Source organism: Flavobacterium sp. UBA2787 (genome assembly GCA_002352205.1).
Lineage (GTDB): Bacteria > Bacteroidota > Bacteroidia > Flavobacteriales > Flavobacteriaceae > Flavobacterium.
In genome coordinates, this window is record DEHZ01000012.1 from 68469 (window position 1) to 86451 (window position 17983).

Below are 17983 nucleotides of genomic sequence, written 5' to 3' on the forward strand. Positions count from 1 at the left end.
AATCTTCCTGACTTTTTTATGCTTAATTTACAATTACAAAGGAATATTACCGTGCTTGCGTTTGGGAAGTTCTACTTCTTTGTGCTCAAGCATACTAAATGCTTTCAATAATTTTTTTCTGGTTTCATTCGGTAAAATTACTTCATCAATAAAACCACGTTGAGCTGCTCTGTAAGGTGTAGCAAATTTTTCGGCATATTCTAACTCTTTCTCAATCAATTTGGCAGCCGGATCTTGAGCTTCGGCTATTTCTTTTTTAAATATAATTTCACTGGCTCCTTTCGCTCCCATAACGGCAATTTCTGCAGTTGGCCAAGCAAAATTCATATCGGCACCAATGTGTTTTGAATTCATTACATCATACGCACCACCATATGCTTTTCTGGTGATAACAGTTACTCTTGGCACAGTTGCTTCGCTTAAAGCATATAATAACTTGGCTCCGTGAACAATGATTCCATTCCACTCCTGATCAGTTCCCGGTAAAAATCCGGGCACATCAACCAAGACTAGTAACGGAATATTAAAACAATCGCAAAAACGGGTAAATCGTGCAGCTTTGATTGAACTATTCACATCTAAAACACCCGCTAAATACAACGGTTGATTAGCAACAATTCCAATACTTCTTCCGCCTAAACGAGCAAAACCAACTATGATATTTTCAGCATAATTTTTATGAATTTCAAAGAAAGAATTTTCATCAATTATACCCTGAATCACTTCATGCATATCATAAGGTTTGTTCGGATTATCAGGAATAACAGTCATCAATTGCTCCCGATTTTCATCATTCAAAACATAAGGAATTTTAGGAGCTTTTTCTTTATTACTTTGAGGTAGATACCTCAATAACTTTTTCACATCCTCCAAACATTCTACATCATTCGTTGATGTAGTATGAGCTACTCCTGATTTGGTTGAATGCGTACTTGCTCCCCCAAGTTCCTCAGAAGTTACCGTTTCGTTCGTGACTGTTTTTACCACATTTGGTCCGGTAACAAACATATAACTCGTGTTTTCAACCATCATCGTAAAATCGGTCATCGCAGGAGAATAAACCGCTCCACCGGCACAAGGCCCCATAATGGCTGAAATTTGCGGAATGATTCCACTAGACTTTACATTACGAAAAAATATATCAGCATAACCGCCAAGCGAACGAACACCTTCTTGAATTCTTGCACCTCCGGAATCATTTAAGCCAATCATCGGTGCTCCGGTTTTGAGTGCCATGTCCATCACTTTGCAGATTTTTTCGGCATGAGTTTCAGACAAAGCCCCGCCAAAAACAGTAAAATCTTGAGCAAAAACAAAAACTAATCTTCCGTTAACTGTTCCGTAGCCGGTTATTACTCCATCGCCATAAATTAATTCTTCTTGCATTCCGAAATCGGTGGTTCGGTGTGTGACTAAGGCATCAATTTCTTCAAAAGATCCTTCGTCCATTAAATAATTTACGCGTTCACGAGCGGTTAATTTTTTCTTAGCATGTTGCGTTTCAATTCTCTTTTTTCCACCACCTAATTGGGCTTCTGCTAATTTATCTTGTAATGCTTTTATCTTATTTTCCATGCTTATTGAATTGGTAATCTAACAATTTTTTGATCTTCAAGGTATTGCTTTAAGGCAATTAATCCGGCTATTTCCGCTTCTTCGCTGTGTTGTGATTTGAGCTTTTCGGCATCATAATAATTTTTGACAAAATGAGTATCAAAATTTCCTGAACGAAACGCTTCGTGTTCGCAAACAAACTTTCCAAAAGGTAGTGTGGTTTGAACTCCTTTGATTTTATAATGATCAATCGCATTACTCATCAATTGAATTGCTTCTGCTCGTGTTTTGCCATATGTTATCAATTTAGCCAACATCGGATCATAGTAAATTGGCACATCCATTCCTTGTTCAAAACCATTGTCAACTCGAATTCCTTCGCCTTCAGGCAATTGATAAACCTCTAAATATCCAACACTAGGAAGAAAATCGTTCAGTGGATCTTCAGCATAAACACGCAATTCCAATGAATGACCTTTAATTTGTAAATCCTCTTGTTTAATTGATAAGACTTCTCCCCTAGCCACAAGAATTTGCATTTCAACCAAATCAACACCTGTAATCATTTCTGTTACCGGATGCTCCACTTGCAAACGTGTATTCATTTCGAGAAAGTAGAAGTTAAGATTTTCATCCAATAGAAATTCAACCGTTCCTGCTCCAAGATAATCACACGATTTAGCAACTAAAACAGCTGCTTCGCCCATTTTTTTTCTTAATTCTGGAGTTAGTACAGATGAAGGTGCTTCTTCCACCACTTTTTGATGACGACGTTGAATGCTACATTCTCTTTCAAATAAATACAAAATATTTCCGTGAGCATCCGCCATGACTTGAATTTCAATATGTCTTGGCGAAGCAACATACTTTTCAATAAACACAGAACCATCACCAAAGGCAGAAGTTGCTTCACTAATAGCACGGTTCATTTGCGATTCAAAATCGGCTTCTTTTTCAACTACTCGCATTCCTTTTCCACCACCTCCGGCAGATGCTTTGATTAAGATGGGAAATCCGATTTGCGTTGCCACTTGCTTTGCTTTTTCAACATCGGTTATGGCTTGATCATAACCGGGAACCATCGGAATATCGTAGGCTTTCACTGCATCTTTGGCGGCTAATTTGCTACCCATAATGTGAATAGCTTTGGATTTTGGTCCGATGAAAATGATGTTATTTTTCTCAGCTTCTTCAGCAAAAGCAGCATTTTCACTTAAAAATCCATAGCCGGGATGAATGGCATCCGCACCCAAGGATTTTGCAACTTCGATGATTTTATTACCCAATAAATAGGATTGATTGGATGGTGATTCGCCAATCCAAACCGCTTCATCGGCAAATTTTACGTGAGGAGCATTTCGATCAATTGTAGAATAAACTGCTACGGTTTTAATTCCCATTTTTTGAGCGGTTTTCATTACTCGAATGGCAATTTCTCCTCTATTCGCAACCAATATTTTTGTTATTTTTTTTATCATTATTTTACTAATTTTTCCATCCAGCTGAAGCTAGACGCTATTAATATATGAAGCTATTCAAACTCTATCAACAATTGTCCCTTATCCACCGCATCTCCCTTGGAAACTGTAATCGATTTGATAATTCCATCGCGTGGTGAAGCAAAACTATTTTCCATTTTCATGGCTTCTAAAATGATTAGGTTGTCGCCTTCTTTCACTTCTTGGCCAACCGAAACATTGATTTCCAAAATTAATCCCGGCATAGGAGCTTTGATAGCATTGATTTGTTTTGATTTACCAACTTCAAATCCCATTTCTTTGATTAAAATATCCAATGGATTTTCAATTACAACGGTATAAGAATTTTGGTTAACTTCTACTGTGTATGTTTTTTTAAGAAAATCTGCTTCTGAAATTTTTACAGAAAAAGGTTTGTGATTATGAAGAATGTGAAATTCTGATGGTGATGTACTTATTGCATCTAGTTGAGAAAGATCTTGCTCTGTTTTTTCAAAGGTCGCACTTTGATTGACTGAAAGTCTGAATTTTTGATTCATACGTGTATTTTTGAATGAGGTAAAAATACACATTTATAACGTTTTCGTAAAGGATAATGTTGAGAATTTCGCTAATTTAGTATAGTCAACAACAAAAATTAAACATTTACTTTTTTTAAACTATTAAGAAATTAAGGTTCATTAAGATTATAACTCATAAAACTAATAAACCGGCATTTCGAAGAGGTTTAATAGATTTACTATACCAAAATAATTCGAAATCTTCAAAATGAGTTTCAAAATCTTCTTTTAGATGTGAAAAAGTAAAAGTTTTAGAATTAGAGATTGAAATTTTTTCGAGAATTTCCATCAACCAAATTGCTTTTTCTTTTTCTAATGAAATTTCAACTGTTTCAATTTTGGTATGAAAAGTCAATTTCGTCATTTCCCACGATTGTCCTTTTTTTGATTTTGTAAATTTTTCAGCGGATGGCTTTCCTCCTATCCAAACAATTTTTGAAGTTGGTTTAGTGTTGAAAGTATCTTCTTTTTCCAAACAAGAAATAATATAATCAGGAGCGATTTTTGTTTTTGGAATTTTAAAATCGAACCATTCTTGCAACTCATAATCAAAACAAATTCCGTGCATATAATTAAAGAGTGATTTCTTTAATCCGAAGCTGAATTTGTCATGATTAATTCCGGTTTTGTCTGTAAACTGAATATCGTTGTTGGCAAAAGTAACTTCGTTTTGTTGTGGAATAACACCAAATTCTTCGGGAAACATTCCAACCGGACTGTGAGCCGTCATCGCAAATTGATGCCAAAAACCCGATTGCAAAATGCCTAATTCAAACAGTTGACGCACCATTTCGAGACTATCGACAGTTTCTTGAATGGTTTGTGTGGGATAGCCGTACATCAAATACGCGTGCACCATAATGCCGGATTCGGTAAAATTTCGGGTGACTTGAGCCACTTGTTCAACGGTTACTCCCTTTTTGATGAGTTCTAATAATCTGTCTGAAGCCACTTCCAATCCGCCGGAAACTGCAATACAACCTGATGCTTTTAGTAGCTGACACAAATCGGATGAAAAACTTTTTTCAAAGCGAATGTTTGTCCACCAACTTACCGTTAATTTTCGTCGGAGAATTTCTAATGCGACTTCACGCATTAAAGCAGGAGGAGCTGCTTCATCCACAAAATGGAAGCCGTTTTCGCCGGTTTGAGCAATGAGTTCTTCCATTCGATCTACCAGTAATTTGGCAGTAATGGGTTCATACAATTTAATATAATCGAGTGAAATATCACAAAAAGTGCACTTTCCCCAATAGCAACCGTGAGCCATCGTGAGTTTATTCCAACGACCATCGCTCCATAAACTGTGCATTGGATTGGCAATTTCAATAACGGAAATATAGTTATCCAATTGCAAATCTGAATAATCGGGTGTGCCGACTTCGGATTGTTTGTAATCAGGTTGGGTTGAATTGTTTTTGTAGATGACTTCGTTGTTTTCGAGAAGGAAAGTACGTTTAAATTCACTTGATGAGACTCCTCCTTCGTCAGAATGACAAACTGAGCGATGTAAAAGTTCAATGGGCAATTCTCCATCATCCAACGTAATAAAATCGAAAAATTCAAAGACACGTTTGTCTTTTAAATCACGTAATTCTGTGTTGGGAAATCCGCCTCCCATCGACGTTTTTATGTTGGGAAAATTGGTCTTAATAAATTGTGCACATCGAAAAGCACTGTATAAATTTCCCGGAAACGGAACCGAAAGACATACCAATTTAGGTTGAACTTCAGTTAGTTTTTGATTTAAAATGGAAAGCGTAATTTCATCAATATATGTTGGTTTTTGATTTAATTGATGGTATAATTCGTCAAAGGAATTGGCACTTCGCCCTAATCGTTCGGCATAACGACTGAAACCGAAATTTTCATCGACACAAGCCACAATATAATCGGATAAATCTTCGAGGTATAAGGTAGCCAAATGTTTAGCTTTGTCTTGCATTCCCATTGTTCCGAACGCATATTCCATGTCATCCAACTGCTCAAAACGAGAAGCTTCGGGAAGAAAATTTCCGGAACAAATTTGACGAGCTATGGTTGGATTTTTTCCTTGAAGAAAAGTAATGACAACATCGATTGTTTGGATATAATCATTTTGTAAAGCATAAATTCTTTCACAATTCTCATCAACTTGAAACTTCAAACTTGAAACTTGAAACACTTTTTCTAACCCTTTTTTTGAAAAAATTTCCAAAATCACTTCGATACCTAAATCCATCTGAAAAGAGGAAATGTTTTTGGTGTTTAAAAAACCTTTCAAATAGGCTGTGGCCGGATACGGTGTATTCAGTTGTGTGAAAGGAGGTGTGATGAGGAGGAGGTTTTTCAAAGGGATTTTTTTACAAAAATAGATTTTTTTTACATATAGTTTTCATAACGTTTCTTTAATAAGAAAATAAGTATATTTGTAATTATTTCTATTTTTTTTCTAATGAAAGTATTAATTTATACCATTCTATTATTAGTTTCAAGTTTTGTTTTAGGCCAAAATAAATCTTCTTCAATAGGTTTTATTGAAAACAAAGGACAAATTGTTGATCAAAAAGGAAGACCTAATCCAGCTGTAAAGTATCTTTTAAATACAAATGGTTTGAATGTTCAATTGAGAGAAAATGGATTTTCGTATGATGTTTATGAGGTTGAGAAAGTTGCTGCAAAAAAAGAAAAATCTAATTTTACTCCTGTAACAGGTTTTGAATTAGATAATTTTAATAAATATAAAAATGATAGTAAATATATTTTTCATCGTGTAGATGTTGATTTTTTAAATTCCAACCCGATTACTAAAATAGTTGCTACAGGAAAATCTTCCGATTATGATAACTATTATACTAATTCCTCTCAAAAAAATGGAATAACTAAAATTCATAAATATCAATCGATAAAGTATGAAAATATATACAATAACATTGATGTAATCTTTTTTATTCCTAATGATAAAGAAAAACCTGTTGAATACAATTTTATAATCAAACCTGGCGGGAAAATTTCAGATATAAATATGAAATTTAATGGAACCAAAACTAAACTAATTGATAATAAAATTAGATTCAATGTTCGATTTGGACAAATGGAAGAGACAATTCCATTAAGTTGGAAAGAAAACCACAGTCAGAAAGAAGAAATATCTGTAAATTATAAACAAATAGGAAAAAATACATTTGGATTTAATTCAAGTTTTGAAACAAGTGACAAAACAATAATTATAGACCCTGTACCGATAAGGTTATGGGGAACTTATTATGGTGGTGCAGGTGATGATTTTTTGGGAGACATTACTATTAACAAAGATAATGATGTTTATATCTCCGGTGCTACTATGAGTTCTAACAACATTGCTACAGCTGGGACTCATTTATCTTCTCTAATAGGAAATTCAAATCTATTTTTCACAAAATTTGATACATATGGAAACCGTTTATGGGGCACATATTTTTTAATTGACAACGGTATTTTTAATTCTTCTCTACCAACTATAGAAGTAGATTCAAATAACAATTTATATTTTTTATGTAACGAATTGTATAATTCAAATGTAGCCACCGCAGGCTCCTTCCAGCCAACAAAAAATGCTTATCATGATTTAATTTTAGCTAAACTAAATGATTTTGGTATAAGAGAATGGGCTACCTATTATGGAGGGAATGGTAATGAGGAAAAATCAAGATCATCTATATATATTGATGATACTAATTCCATCTATATAGCTGGATCTACCTCAAGCACAGATGTTTTTGCTACTCCTGGTGCACATCAAACATCAAACAATTCTACTTCAAGTACTAATTTATATGATGGTTTCATTGCTAAATTTGACACAAATGGCAACAGAATTTGGGGAACATTTTATGGTGGTTCACTTAGCGATTATTTCATAGGTGTTTTCGTTTCAAATGATGGTTTTTTGTATGTCTGTGGCAACAGTAGAAGTAATGAGAATATTGCTACTCCAAATTCTTATCAAACAACAAACCCATTGAACAACAGTAATATGATTGTAAAATTCACATTGTCTGGACAAAGAGTTTGGGGAACCTATTTGTGCGATAAGAGCTACATGGTCACCTGCAAATTGAAAGATAATAATTTATATTTTGGTGGAAGAACACCATCATCAACTGGAATTGCATCTTCAGATACATTTATTGACACCTATCCAGAATCGCTAGAACCAGGCTCAACTCTTTCAGATGTTGAAAGAGGTTATATTGTTAGTTTCAATGTTGCTACACAACAAAAAAATTGGGGAAGTTATTTTTTTGATCTTGTAGTATCAATAGACACAAATAATAGTGATGAAGTATATTTTTCTGGTCATACAAGAGTAAATAATGGTATAACAACACCTGATGCATATTTATCAACAACAAATAATACTCGTAAATCTTATCTTGTGAAATTAAATTCATTTGGTCAAAGAATTTGGGGTACATATTATGGTGGCAATAGTAATGAACAGTCCGCATTGATTAAATTAGACCTCAATAGTGATATTTATTTGTTTGGTATGACCTACAGTAACTCTGGAATAGCTACATCAGGAGCACATCAACCAAATATAGATAATTTATTTGACATATATTTAGCTAAATTTAGAGACTGTCAATCAACTACAAATGCAACCAGCAATACTCCAACTTGTATTGGTAGCAACCTCGAACTTAATGCAACAGGTGGTACTAATTATCTTTGGAATGGTCCAAATGGGTTTACCTCTACGTTACAAAATCCAATCATAACGAATGTAAATTCAAGTCATAGCGGTCAATATAGTTGTGAAATTACTGGTACTGGAGATTGTGATAATACAATAACCATTGATGTTCTTGTTGGAGATACTCTAGCTCCAATACCCAATCTTTCTAATTTACCAGTCATAAACGGTGATTGCAATACAGTAATTACAAACATTCCAACTGCGAATGACAATTGCTCGGGAACTATTATCGCTACTACAACCTCTTCTCTAAATTTTTCAGATTCAGGAAATTACAGTATTACTTGGAACTATAATGACGGAAATGGTAATACTAGCACTCAAATTCAAAATATTGTTATTAGCTCGGTAGCACTTCCAACTGGGACTGCTCAACAAACATTTTGCATCCAAGAAAATGCTACTTTAAATGACATTTTGATTACTGGACAAAATATCACTTGGTATGACAGTCAATTAAATGGAAATAATTTGCCCAACAATACTACTTTACAAAACGCAACCAACTATTATGCTTCTCAAACAATCAACGGATGTGAAAGTGATCGAATAGAAATAGCGGTCGTTATCAACAATACACCACCAGTTACTGGGACAACAAACCAAAATTTCTGTAGTACAGAAAACGCCACTTTACAATCAATTCTTGTCAACGGTACAGATATTCAATGGTATGAAAGCAATACAAGCACAACACCACTTCCTAATTCTACTATATTGATTGACAACACGACTTATTATGCTACACAAACGCTCAATGGTTGTGAAAGCACAACTAGGTTGGCTGTTACAATAAACTTAATCAACACCTTAAACGCAACGAATTATTCTGAATCTATTTGCGATGATTTGAATGATGGAAAAGAATTTATTGATTTGACAAGTTATAATTCAGAGTTAATTGCTTCAACTGGAAATATTTTCAACTATTACCATTCACTGAATGGTGCTGAAAATCAAATTCCCTCAGACGAAATTGCAAACACTACCAACTTTGAACTTTTAACCGGAAATAGAATTATCTATGTGCGAATTGATTCGCCAAATACCTGTTTTCAAATTGTAGAATTGGATTTAACACTTTACAACAAACCCATAATCGAAATTAATGCCATCATGCCTATTTGTGATGGCAATGAAATTACAATCAATGCCGGAATTGGTTTTGATAACTACAATTGGTCAACTGGTGAAACAACTCCTTCCATCATCGTTTCTCAACCCGGAAATTATGATGTTACAGTTAGCAAAATACATGGACCTTTGATTTGTTCATCTACAAAAAACTTCACAGTAGTTTTATCAAATCCTGCCACAATTACTAATATTGAAACCAAAGACTGGACAACCAGTGAAAACATTATTCAGATTGCAGCCTCTGGATTAGGTAATTATGAATACTCTTTGGATAATATAAATTTTCAGGATTCTAATCTTTTTACCAATTTACCAAGTGGAGAATATACCGTTTTTGTTCGTGATAAAAATGATTGTGGCACTATTGATCAAGAGGTTTATTTGCTGATGTATCCACTATTTTTCACACCAAATGGTGATGGTTATAATGACAAATGGAAAATTAAATTTTCTGAAATTGAACCAAATATGACAGTTACAATTTTTGACCGATATGGAAAATTCATCAAACAATTAGTTGCAAATTCTGAAGGTTGGGATGGAACATTTGTTGGAAACCATCTTCCATCTAGTGATTATTGGTTTGTTGTAACTCGTGAAAATGGTAAAGAATACCGTGGACATTTTTCTTTGAAAAGGTAATTATCTAGACTTAATAAAAACAAAAAAGACACATCACTGTGCCTTTCTCCTACTTTTTCTTTTTCTTTTTGGAATTCGTTTCCAATTTAGAATTTAATCGCTTTTCTGTTTCCTCAATTTGGTAATTATGATCAGACACGATTAATTCCAGTTTTACTTTCTTAAGTAATTTTAACGCTTTTTTAAAAGCTAGTTGTCTTTCTAATAGTGAAACTAACTTTAATTTAATTTCCACTTTCTTAACTCCTTTGATGGTTAAGGCAAAATCGATTAACTTCCGAGCTTCTTCAAAATCTTCATTCAAAAGCAAGGTTTCGATGTAATGCGGATATACTTCCAAAGCATGAATATCAATCGAAATTGCTTGTTGAAAATAGTTCTTAGCTCCTTCATAATCCTGCAATTGTTCGGCATGAATTCGTCCGTATAAACATAAAGCTGTCGTATTTTTATCATCATACGACAACGCATAATCCAACGATTCAATAGTGCCTTCTAACCAATACGGATAATTATCCAAGGCTTGAAAAAGATATTTATCTACTGATTTCATTTTTTAATTCTTTTTTTAATTGTTCTCTTTTTGTTTTGTAAGAAGCGACTACTTTTTGTTTTTTAAAATCGGAACTTTCAAAAACTCTTATCGGATTTCCACGTTGAACTTGTGTTTGATTCATCCAAGTTGTTTGAAATTGACTTTTCAATTTTTTAATTTCTTCCTCTTCTAATTTTAACAATAATCGCTCTCTCGCTGTCTTTTTGTTTTGATGCTGTGACCTCGAATCCATACAAACTGTAGAAATTCCGGTAGGAATATGTGTCGCACGAATTGCCGAACTCACTTTGTTTACATGTTGTCCGCCAGCTCCCGAACTTCGCATCGCTTGATAGTGAATATCCGACTCATTAATTTGACTTTCACTTATAGGAGGAATTTCAAAAACGCCAATAAACCAATTTTTCCTCTTGTGGAATTTTCTAAATTGACTTTGTCCAATCCATTGAATCGTTCCAATCCATAAATTAACAAACTCATGTATTGTTTTTCCTTCCAACTTTATGATAGCCGATTCCAATGTTCCGTTTTCAACACCTTGCTCTCGCTCAATAACTAAGCATTTAAGGTTGAATTCTTTCGCTTCGTCCAACATTTTTTTTAGTACTTGAGCAACTACCCAAGTACATTCCGCCGGACCTCTTCCGGCGGTAATTTGAATTATTTTTTCCATATTATTTATCCATTCTAACGATTTTTGGTGTAAAAGTTCCCAATACTTCTACCAATTCGGTTTGCAAATTCATTACCGTATTGATGTTTTTGTAAGCCATCGGGGCTTCGTCAATGCCACCTCCAATCAATTGTACATCATGCTCTTTGAGCACTTTTTTAATTTCACTTTGCGTGAATTTCGCTTTGCATTTCGCTCTCGAAAAAAGTCGGCCTGCACCGTGAGAAGCAGAATTCAAACTTTCTTCGTTTCCTTTACCGCGAACAATAAATCCGGGTGCAGTCATCGAGCCTGGAATGATTCCTAACTTTCCTTTTTCTGCCGGTGTTGCTCCTTTTCGATGAACGATGCATTCTTTACCGTCAACCATTTCTTTCCAAGCAAAATTGTGATGATTTTCAATGGTTAAAGCAATTCTTTTGCCCAATGCTTTGGCTATTCGCCGATGAATGTCGTCGTGACAAGCTTTGGCATATTCTCCGGCTAAATTCATAGCCAACCAATATTCCTGACCGTCATGCGAATTCAAATCAAGCCAAGCCAAATGCTGCACGTTTTTTGGTAACGGACACTGCTTTGTTGCTAAATACGTATAATGTTTAGCAATGTTTGCTCCCAAACCACGTGATCCACTGTGTGACAAAACCGCCAAATACTCTTTTGCTTCGAGTTTCCATTCAGGTAAGGTTTCATTGAATTTAACGACACCAAATTCCACAAAATGATTTCCGCCACCGGAAGTGCCTAATTGCTTATATGCCTTGTCCAACAATTGCTTCAACAACGGAATGTTTTGAAATTCATCTTTGTAAAACACTTCATGATCTGCTTTGATTTGATGTGTTTCACTCATCCCAAACTTTGTATTGTCTTTCAAAACCGCCATTAATTGATGATCTTTTCCTTTTAAATAAGAAGCAGGTAAATCAAAAACCGACAAGCTCATTCGACATCCGATATCAACCCCAACTCCATACGGAATTACTGCATTATCAGTGGCTAAAACCCCGCCAATTGGCAATCCGTAACCGGAGTGAGCATCGGGCATCAAAGCACCTTTTACAGCGATTGGCAGTTTTAATGCATCATACAATTGAAACTTTGCCTGTTCGTCAATTTCATTTTCTCCAAAAATTGAAAAAGGTGCTCTAGTAGTTTTCAATTGATTGAACTTTACTTGAACAGGATTTACCAAACCTTCCGCCACCTTGCCCCAAGTGCCATGCCCTTTGAATTTTTCAGGGAACAACAACACTTCCTTTGCTTCGGTTAAAATACTTTCCTTTTTCTCTTTTTTTCTGTATCTGTTTATTTGCCCTAAGGCTATATTTATTGAATTATTTTTTGGGAAGCCCAATTTAATTAGGTCTTTCCCGGAGAGTTTATTTCCCATGATTATTTTAAATTTTTTGTTTTAAGGCAATGAAATAGCTTTTTCCAAAACGGAAAAAATCAATTGCCAACCTTTTATTCAAATTTGAATAAATAGCATTTCAGAAAATTTCAGGAAAGTTTGTCGTAATTATTAAGCACAAAAAAACCCGAAACTAATTGTCTTCGGGCTTTTCATATTTATTTTTTATAATTACTATGATTGTGTTAAGCCACGAAGAAAAGCCGCACCAGTTCCAACTGACGCATTGCTTTGAGGTAAAGATTTAAATACTTGCATTTCTTCGTTTTTTTTAAGAGTTATTTTTAATTGCACAAATTTTCAGAAATTATTTTTAATAATCCAAATTTTTGTTAACATTTTTTTAAGATTTATAAAATATGGTTAAATTCAGACTTATTTAAATTAATCTAATAGTTTATTTTTTAATAATTTTTTGAAACTTGATACTATTATCAGAATTAGTTATTTTACAAAAATAGATTCCGGCATTTAACCCTGAAATATCAAATTCTTGAACATTTGCCTTTGTTTCGAATACTTTTTTACCAATACCATCATAAATTACGACGGAAGCAACTTAACTGTTTTGAGAATGAAGAGTTACTTTTCCATCTGTTGGATTTGGATAAACCGCGAAATTATTACTTTCAAACTCGTTAAGACCTAAAGTAACGTCAAGCATATAGGCACCGCCATTCGCCGCCATCAAAGGATGTGACCAATATTCATTAGAATTTCCAAATAAAACCTTATCTTCTTTTATTAATGTAAAATGACCAAAATTATCATTTGTATAACTACTCATGCCACCATAAGCATTATTATAAGTCCAACTACCATTTTCATTAACAAAATGAAAAGCAGGATTTTTTCTTTCCATTTGTAAAATATAAAACCCTATTGGAATTATAAACATATTATTGCCACTTACTTTTACTTTATACTCATAATAATCTCCTTCTTGAAATATAAAATCTTCCGTAAAATTCCATTCTTCTGTATTTTCAGACCAATCATAAATTTTAATCATTTTTTGTCCTAAATTGTCAAATTCTGTATCTACAATATCATACATATACAATTTAAGATTTGAAAAACTAATTCTATCATAATGTGGAATATAAATATCCGGATTTGATTCAAAATAGATAGTAGGCATTGGAGTGGTGTTTAGCAATTCCCAATTGGAGTTCTCTATCTTGTACATATGAATTAAATCTTCGGTTGAAGTTGTTGAAGTTGTTACCATCATTTGATTTTCAATATCCAATAACGACCCGAATTCTGAATTTTCGGGAGTTCCAATCAGAATTTGCTGTAACGAAAAAGCATCACCCATTTGATTGTAAACATAAACTGCACCATGGTTTGTTACAGAATCTCCATTTTCATCATAACCTGATGCTGTAATAAATAATTGTCCGTTGTGAACTTTTACATTTGAACCAAAGTAGTCATTCACATGTTGGGTTGAAGGCTGAATTTTTAACAAATATTCCCAAACATCATCTACTTTTTTATAAACATAAACTGCACCACCGTTGGCAACATTTGTACTATTTGTAGTTGAACCTGCAAACAAATAATTATCTGTCATTTCAATTCCACCGCCAAAAAATTGGTTAGCTTCCGGTGAATCCATAATAACATTCGGCGTAATTCCGGATGAATCTGTATTAAAAAGATATAATTTAGCTATACCATTCGGTGGCATTGCATCTCGACCTGAAACCGCTATTTCACTATCATTAAAGCTGGCAATACCTCCAAAAAAGTAAACAGTTGAAAAATTTTCCGGTTCAATTCTAACCAAACTTTGGCTAAAAGAATGAACCGAAATTAATAATGCAAGAAGGTAAAGTTTTTTCATAAGGAACTAGTTTACTTACAAATTTAACGAAAAAAGCATATCAAATTTAAATACAGTATCAAAAGTTATCATTTCCTAACCATTTGTTAAACCCCTTTTCACTACTTTTATTTTCGTTATTTTTACGAAAACTTTAAAACTATGCCAAACGACTGTATCAGCTATCAAGAATCCGGATATTTCTCTTCGTTAATCAACGATTATCTGAATGAAAAACCGGAGTTGAAAGCGTTGTATCATCGTTTTCCGAACTTGGAAAATTTTAAGTTACAGTTGGAGGAGAAAGGAAGAAATTTCAATGACAATGACAATTTCAAGAGGAAAATCTTGGTTTCTGTTTTGGAAAAGCAATATGAATCAATTGAAATTTCTAAAGAAACGAAGCAGAACATCCGAAATTTAATTAATCCAAAAACATTTACGGTTACAACCGGACATCAGTTGAATTTGTTTACAGGTCCGCTGTATTTTTTGTATAAAATTGTTTCGACAATTAATTTATGCAAAGAATTAAAAAGTGAATTTCCTGTACACGATTTCGTTCCTATTTATTGGATGGCAACCGAAGATCACGATTTTGAAGAAATCAATTATTTTAATTTTAAACATAAAAAAATCAGTTGGAATCGGGAAAGTTTTGGTCCGGTTGGACGATTATCAATCGACGGTTTAGAAGATGTTTTGGCTGTTTTTGAATCGGAAATTGGTTTAGGTAAAAATGCAGAATATCTGAAAAATTTATTCAAAAAAGCTTATTTGGAACATACAAATTTAGCTGATGCAACCCGTTTTTTAGCGAACGAATTGTTTGCCAATGAAGGTTTGGTTATTATTGATGGTGATGATGCTGATTTGAAAAAATCGTTTATTCCTTACATCAAAAATGAATTGTTGCATCAAACGTCTTTTGCTGAAGTGAATGAAACAATTCCTTTGTTGGAATCGTATTCAGTTCAAGTGAATCCGAGGAGAATTAATTTGTTTTATATTGAAGATCATTTGCGTGAGCGAATTGTTTTTGAAAACGGAAGTTATGCCGTTTTGAACACAAAAATGACTTTTTTGGAAGAAGAAATTTTGAAAGAAGTGGACAACCATCCAGAGAAATTTAGTCCGAATGTTTTGTTGCGACCTTTGTATCAAGAAGTTATTTTGCCTAATTTGTGCTACATCGGCGGCGGCGGCGAATTGGCGTATTGGTTGGAATTGAAATCGTTTTTCGAAAGTCAGCATGTGACTTTCCCGATTTTGTTACTGCGTAATTCAGTTTTGTTGGCGACGGAAAAACAAGCGACAAAAGCGGATAAATTACAATTGACTTGGGGAGATTTATTTTTGAATCAGCAAGAATTATTTACTCAAAAAACAAAACTACTTTCTGGTTTTACGATTGATTTTTCTGCTCAAAAAGAAGCATTGAAAAAGCAATTTGAAGATTTACATAAAATTGCTGAAGCTACCGACAAATCGTTTTTAGGAGCTGTAAAAGCTCAAGAAACTAAGCAGATTAAAGGTTTAGAAAATTTAGAAAAACGCTTATTGAAAGCTGAAAAACGAGTTCACCAAGAACATTTAAACCGAATTATTTCATTGCAAAATGAATTATTTCCGAACCAAAGTTTGCAGGAACGAAAAGTAAATTTTGCTGAGTTTTATGTGGAGTTTGGTGAAGAATTGATAGAAAAATTATTGAAGGAATTGAAACCTTTGCAAATGGAATTTAAGGTGGTGGTTTTATAGAACTGTATCTGTAAACAGCTTCCCTCCTAGCCCCGATTGAAGCGATATCCTTTTGTGGAGCTTGCGGAGCAAAAGATATAGCGGAAAGCGGGAAAATGGATTCCTGAAAAAGCCCGAGCCATTCGCTTCTAAAAAAACTTAAAACCTGAAACTTGAAACTTCAAACTAAAATCGTACCTTTGCACCCGAATTAAAACAAGCAAATTACTATGGCAACAAATAGAACTTTTACAATGATTAAGCCGGATGGTGTTGAAAACGGACACATCGGTGGGATTTTGAATATGATTACAGAAGGTGGTTTTCGTATCGTAGCAATGAAATTAACGCAATTGACGGTGGCTGATGCAAAGGCATTTTATGCTGTTCACGCTGAAAGACCTTTTTATGGTGAATTGGTCGAATTTATGACTCGTGGTCCTATCGTTGCGGCTATTTTGGAAAAAGAAAACGCTGTTGAGGACTTTAGAACTTTAATTGGTGCAACAAATCCAGCAAATGCTGCTGAAGGAACTATTCGTAAAAAATATGCTACTTCAATGGGCGAAAATGCGGTTCACGGTTCGGATTCGGATGAAAATGCAGCGATTGAAGGTGCTTTTCATTTTGCAGGAAGAGAGATGTTTTAGGTAGCAGTTGTCGGTTATCGGTCGCAGTTCACAACATACAGAAAATCCCTTTTTTTTAAGTAAAAAGGGATTTTTTATGTTTTAATTTATAGTAAGAGCAGCACTAAAACTGAAAACTGTGACTGTGACTGCGACTGAAAACTACCTCAAAACCAACTCCTTCACCACATCTTTTCGCAATTCGTCATTGAGCATCGTGATGATTTTTTGTTTTCCGTGGCTGAGTTCTTCTCGCAAAACGGCAGAAGTTAGCGTGACATAGAGTGTTGTTCCTTTGAGGATAACTTCTTTGGTATAGGTATTTACGCCATTTCCCATAAGGTCTTTCCACGCTTTTTCGACGTCGATTTTGTCCATACCGGATTGGAGTTTATTGTTTTCAATAAACGCTTTGAGTACATCGGAAATTGGGCTTTCGTTGTTTAATCGTTTGGCCATTATTGGATAGAAATGGGTTTAAATCGTTTGTAATGATATTCTAAATTTTGCTTGTTTTTGAGGACTAAAATGCTATCGGTCAACGATAAAATTTCTTCGCTCCATTGGGCAAAATCGGTTTTGTAATGAATTTGAAAGATGCCGGAACTGTCTTTGATTTGAATGGTTTCCAACTCATCATTGGTTAGGTATTTACCATCAAATTGAGGCTTTACTTTTTTTCTGAAACCGGTTTTGCTATTCCATTCGATATAATCAACAGTTTCGTTAATTTTATATTCTTTTTCTTGACCATCAGGCAATTGCACTTTCTGAATCTCCCAATACCCGTTTATTTTTGAAATGGAATCGGGTGAAACCTTTTCTTGACAAGAAATCAATACAATTGAAAAAAGTAAGGAATAAAAAAGTGATTTCATCGTTTTAAAATAAAGTTTAAAATTACAATTATTTTGAGGGAATAAAAAGTAAATTTGATTAAACCTTTTTAAAAATATTGAGTCTAAGTTGACTTAAAATCGTAAGTTACGAGGAACAATTTTCCGCTTATTTTGTTAAGTAGGTTTACGTTAGTGTAAAGGAAAAAACGG

General features: G+C 34.1%; 14 protein-coding genes. 3 read left to right on the forward strand and 11 right to left on the reverse strand.

Going from position 1 to position 17983, the window contains the following annotated elements; all coding sequences use genetic code 11:
* Nucleotides 1-33: 33 nt before the first annotated feature.
* From B4N66_RS10920 to B4N66_RS10935, 4 genes are all read right to left on the reverse strand, one after another.
* Complete coding sequence (locus B4N66_RS10920; RefSeq protein ID WP_291094762.1) at nucleotides 34-1575, reverse strand: acyl-CoA carboxylase subunit beta; 1542 nt, start codon at nucleotides 1573-1575, stop codon at nucleotides 34-36.
* Nucleotides 1576-1577: 2 nt separating this feature from the next.
* Entirely contained in the window at nucleotides 1578-3020 is a 1443-nt protein-coding gene (accC, locus tag B4N66_RS10925; RefSeq protein WP_291094916.1) for an acetyl-CoA carboxylase biotin carboxylase subunit, read from the reverse strand.
* Between the two features lie 65 nt (nucleotides 3021-3085).
* Entirely contained in the window at nucleotides 3086-3571 is a 486-nt protein-coding gene (locus B4N66_RS10930) for an acetyl-CoA carboxylase biotin carboxyl carrier protein subunit (RefSeq protein WP_291094764.1), read from the reverse strand.
* Between the two features lie 154 nt (nucleotides 3572-3725).
* The gene (locus B4N66_RS10935) at nucleotides 3726-5924 is read right to left on the reverse strand and encodes a B12-binding domain-containing radical SAM protein (protein ID WP_291094766.1); all 2199 of its coding nucleotides are present in this window, start codon (nucleotides 5922-5924) and stop codon (nucleotides 3726-3728) included.
* Nucleotides 5925-6026: 102 nt separating this feature from the next.
* Here B4N66_RS10935 and B4N66_RS10940 point away from each other — a divergent pair, with 102 nt between their 5' ends.
* Nucleotides 6027-10091, forward strand: a complete 4065-nt coding sequence (locus B4N66_RS10940) for a T9SS type B sorting domain-containing protein (RefSeq protein ID WP_291094768.1) — start codon at nucleotides 6027-6029, stop codon at nucleotides 10089-10091.
* 49 nt (nucleotides 10092-10140) lie between these two features.
* Here B4N66_RS10940 and B4N66_RS10945 read toward each other — a convergent pair whose 3' ends face one another.
* From B4N66_RS10945 to B4N66_RS10960, 5 genes are all read right to left on the reverse strand, one after another.
* Nucleotides 10141-10644: a tetratricopeptide repeat protein gene (locus B4N66_RS10945; RefSeq protein WP_291094770.1), complete on the reverse strand. Its 504-nt coding sequence runs from the start codon at nucleotides 10642-10644 to the stop codon at nucleotides 10141-10143.
* Nucleotides 10628-11320, reverse strand: a complete 693-nt coding sequence (gene prfH / locus B4N66_RS10950) for a peptide chain release factor H (protein WP_291094772.1) — start codon at nucleotides 11318-11320, stop codon at nucleotides 10628-10630. Before prfH ends, B4N66_RS10945 begins: the two co-directional genes overlap by 17 nt.
* Before the next feature lies 1 nt (nucleotide 11321).
* Nucleotides 11322-12713, reverse strand: a complete 1392-nt coding sequence (locus tag B4N66_RS10955) for an RtcB family protein (RefSeq protein ID WP_291094773.1) — start codon at nucleotides 12711-12713, stop codon at nucleotides 11322-11324.
* Between the two features lie 418 nt (nucleotides 12714-13131).
* Nucleotides 13132-13278 (reverse strand): T9SS type A sorting domain-containing protein, encoded by a 147-nt coding sequence (locus B4N66_RS16390; protein ID WP_366518027.1) that lies wholly within the window; start codon nucleotides 13276-13278, stop codon nucleotides 13132-13134.
* Between the two features lie 15 nt (nucleotides 13279-13293).
* Complete coding sequence (locus B4N66_RS10960; protein ID WP_291094774.1) at nucleotides 13294-14586, reverse strand: hypothetical protein; 1293 nt, start codon at nucleotides 14584-14586, stop codon at nucleotides 13294-13296.
* Between the two features lie 141 nt (nucleotides 14587-14727).
* Between B4N66_RS10960 and bshC the strand changes: the two genes are divergently transcribed.
* Complete coding sequence (bshC, locus tag B4N66_RS10965) at nucleotides 14728-16326, forward strand: bacillithiol biosynthesis cysteine-adding enzyme BshC (RefSeq protein WP_291094775.1); 1599 nt, start codon at nucleotides 14728-14730, stop codon at nucleotides 16324-16326.
* Between the two features lie 209 nt (nucleotides 16327-16535).
* Complete coding sequence (locus tag B4N66_RS10970; protein WP_248433142.1) at nucleotides 16536-16955, forward strand: nucleoside-diphosphate kinase; 420 nt, start codon at nucleotides 16536-16538, stop codon at nucleotides 16953-16955.
* 141 nt (nucleotides 16956-17096) lie between these two features.
* Here the strand turns inward: B4N66_RS10970 and B4N66_RS10975 are convergent, their stop codons facing one another.
* Nucleotides 17097-17393 (reverse strand): DUF721 domain-containing protein, encoded by a 297-nt coding sequence (locus tag B4N66_RS10975; protein WP_291094776.1) that lies wholly within the window; start codon nucleotides 17391-17393, stop codon nucleotides 17097-17099.
* Nucleotides 17393-17812: a lipocalin family protein gene (locus B4N66_RS10980; RefSeq protein ID WP_291094777.1), complete on the reverse strand. Its 420-nt coding sequence runs from the start codon at nucleotides 17810-17812 to the stop codon at nucleotides 17393-17395. The genes B4N66_RS10975 and B4N66_RS10980 overlap by 1 nt, the downstream gene beginning before the upstream one ends.
* Nucleotides 17813-17983 lie beyond the last annotated feature (171 nt).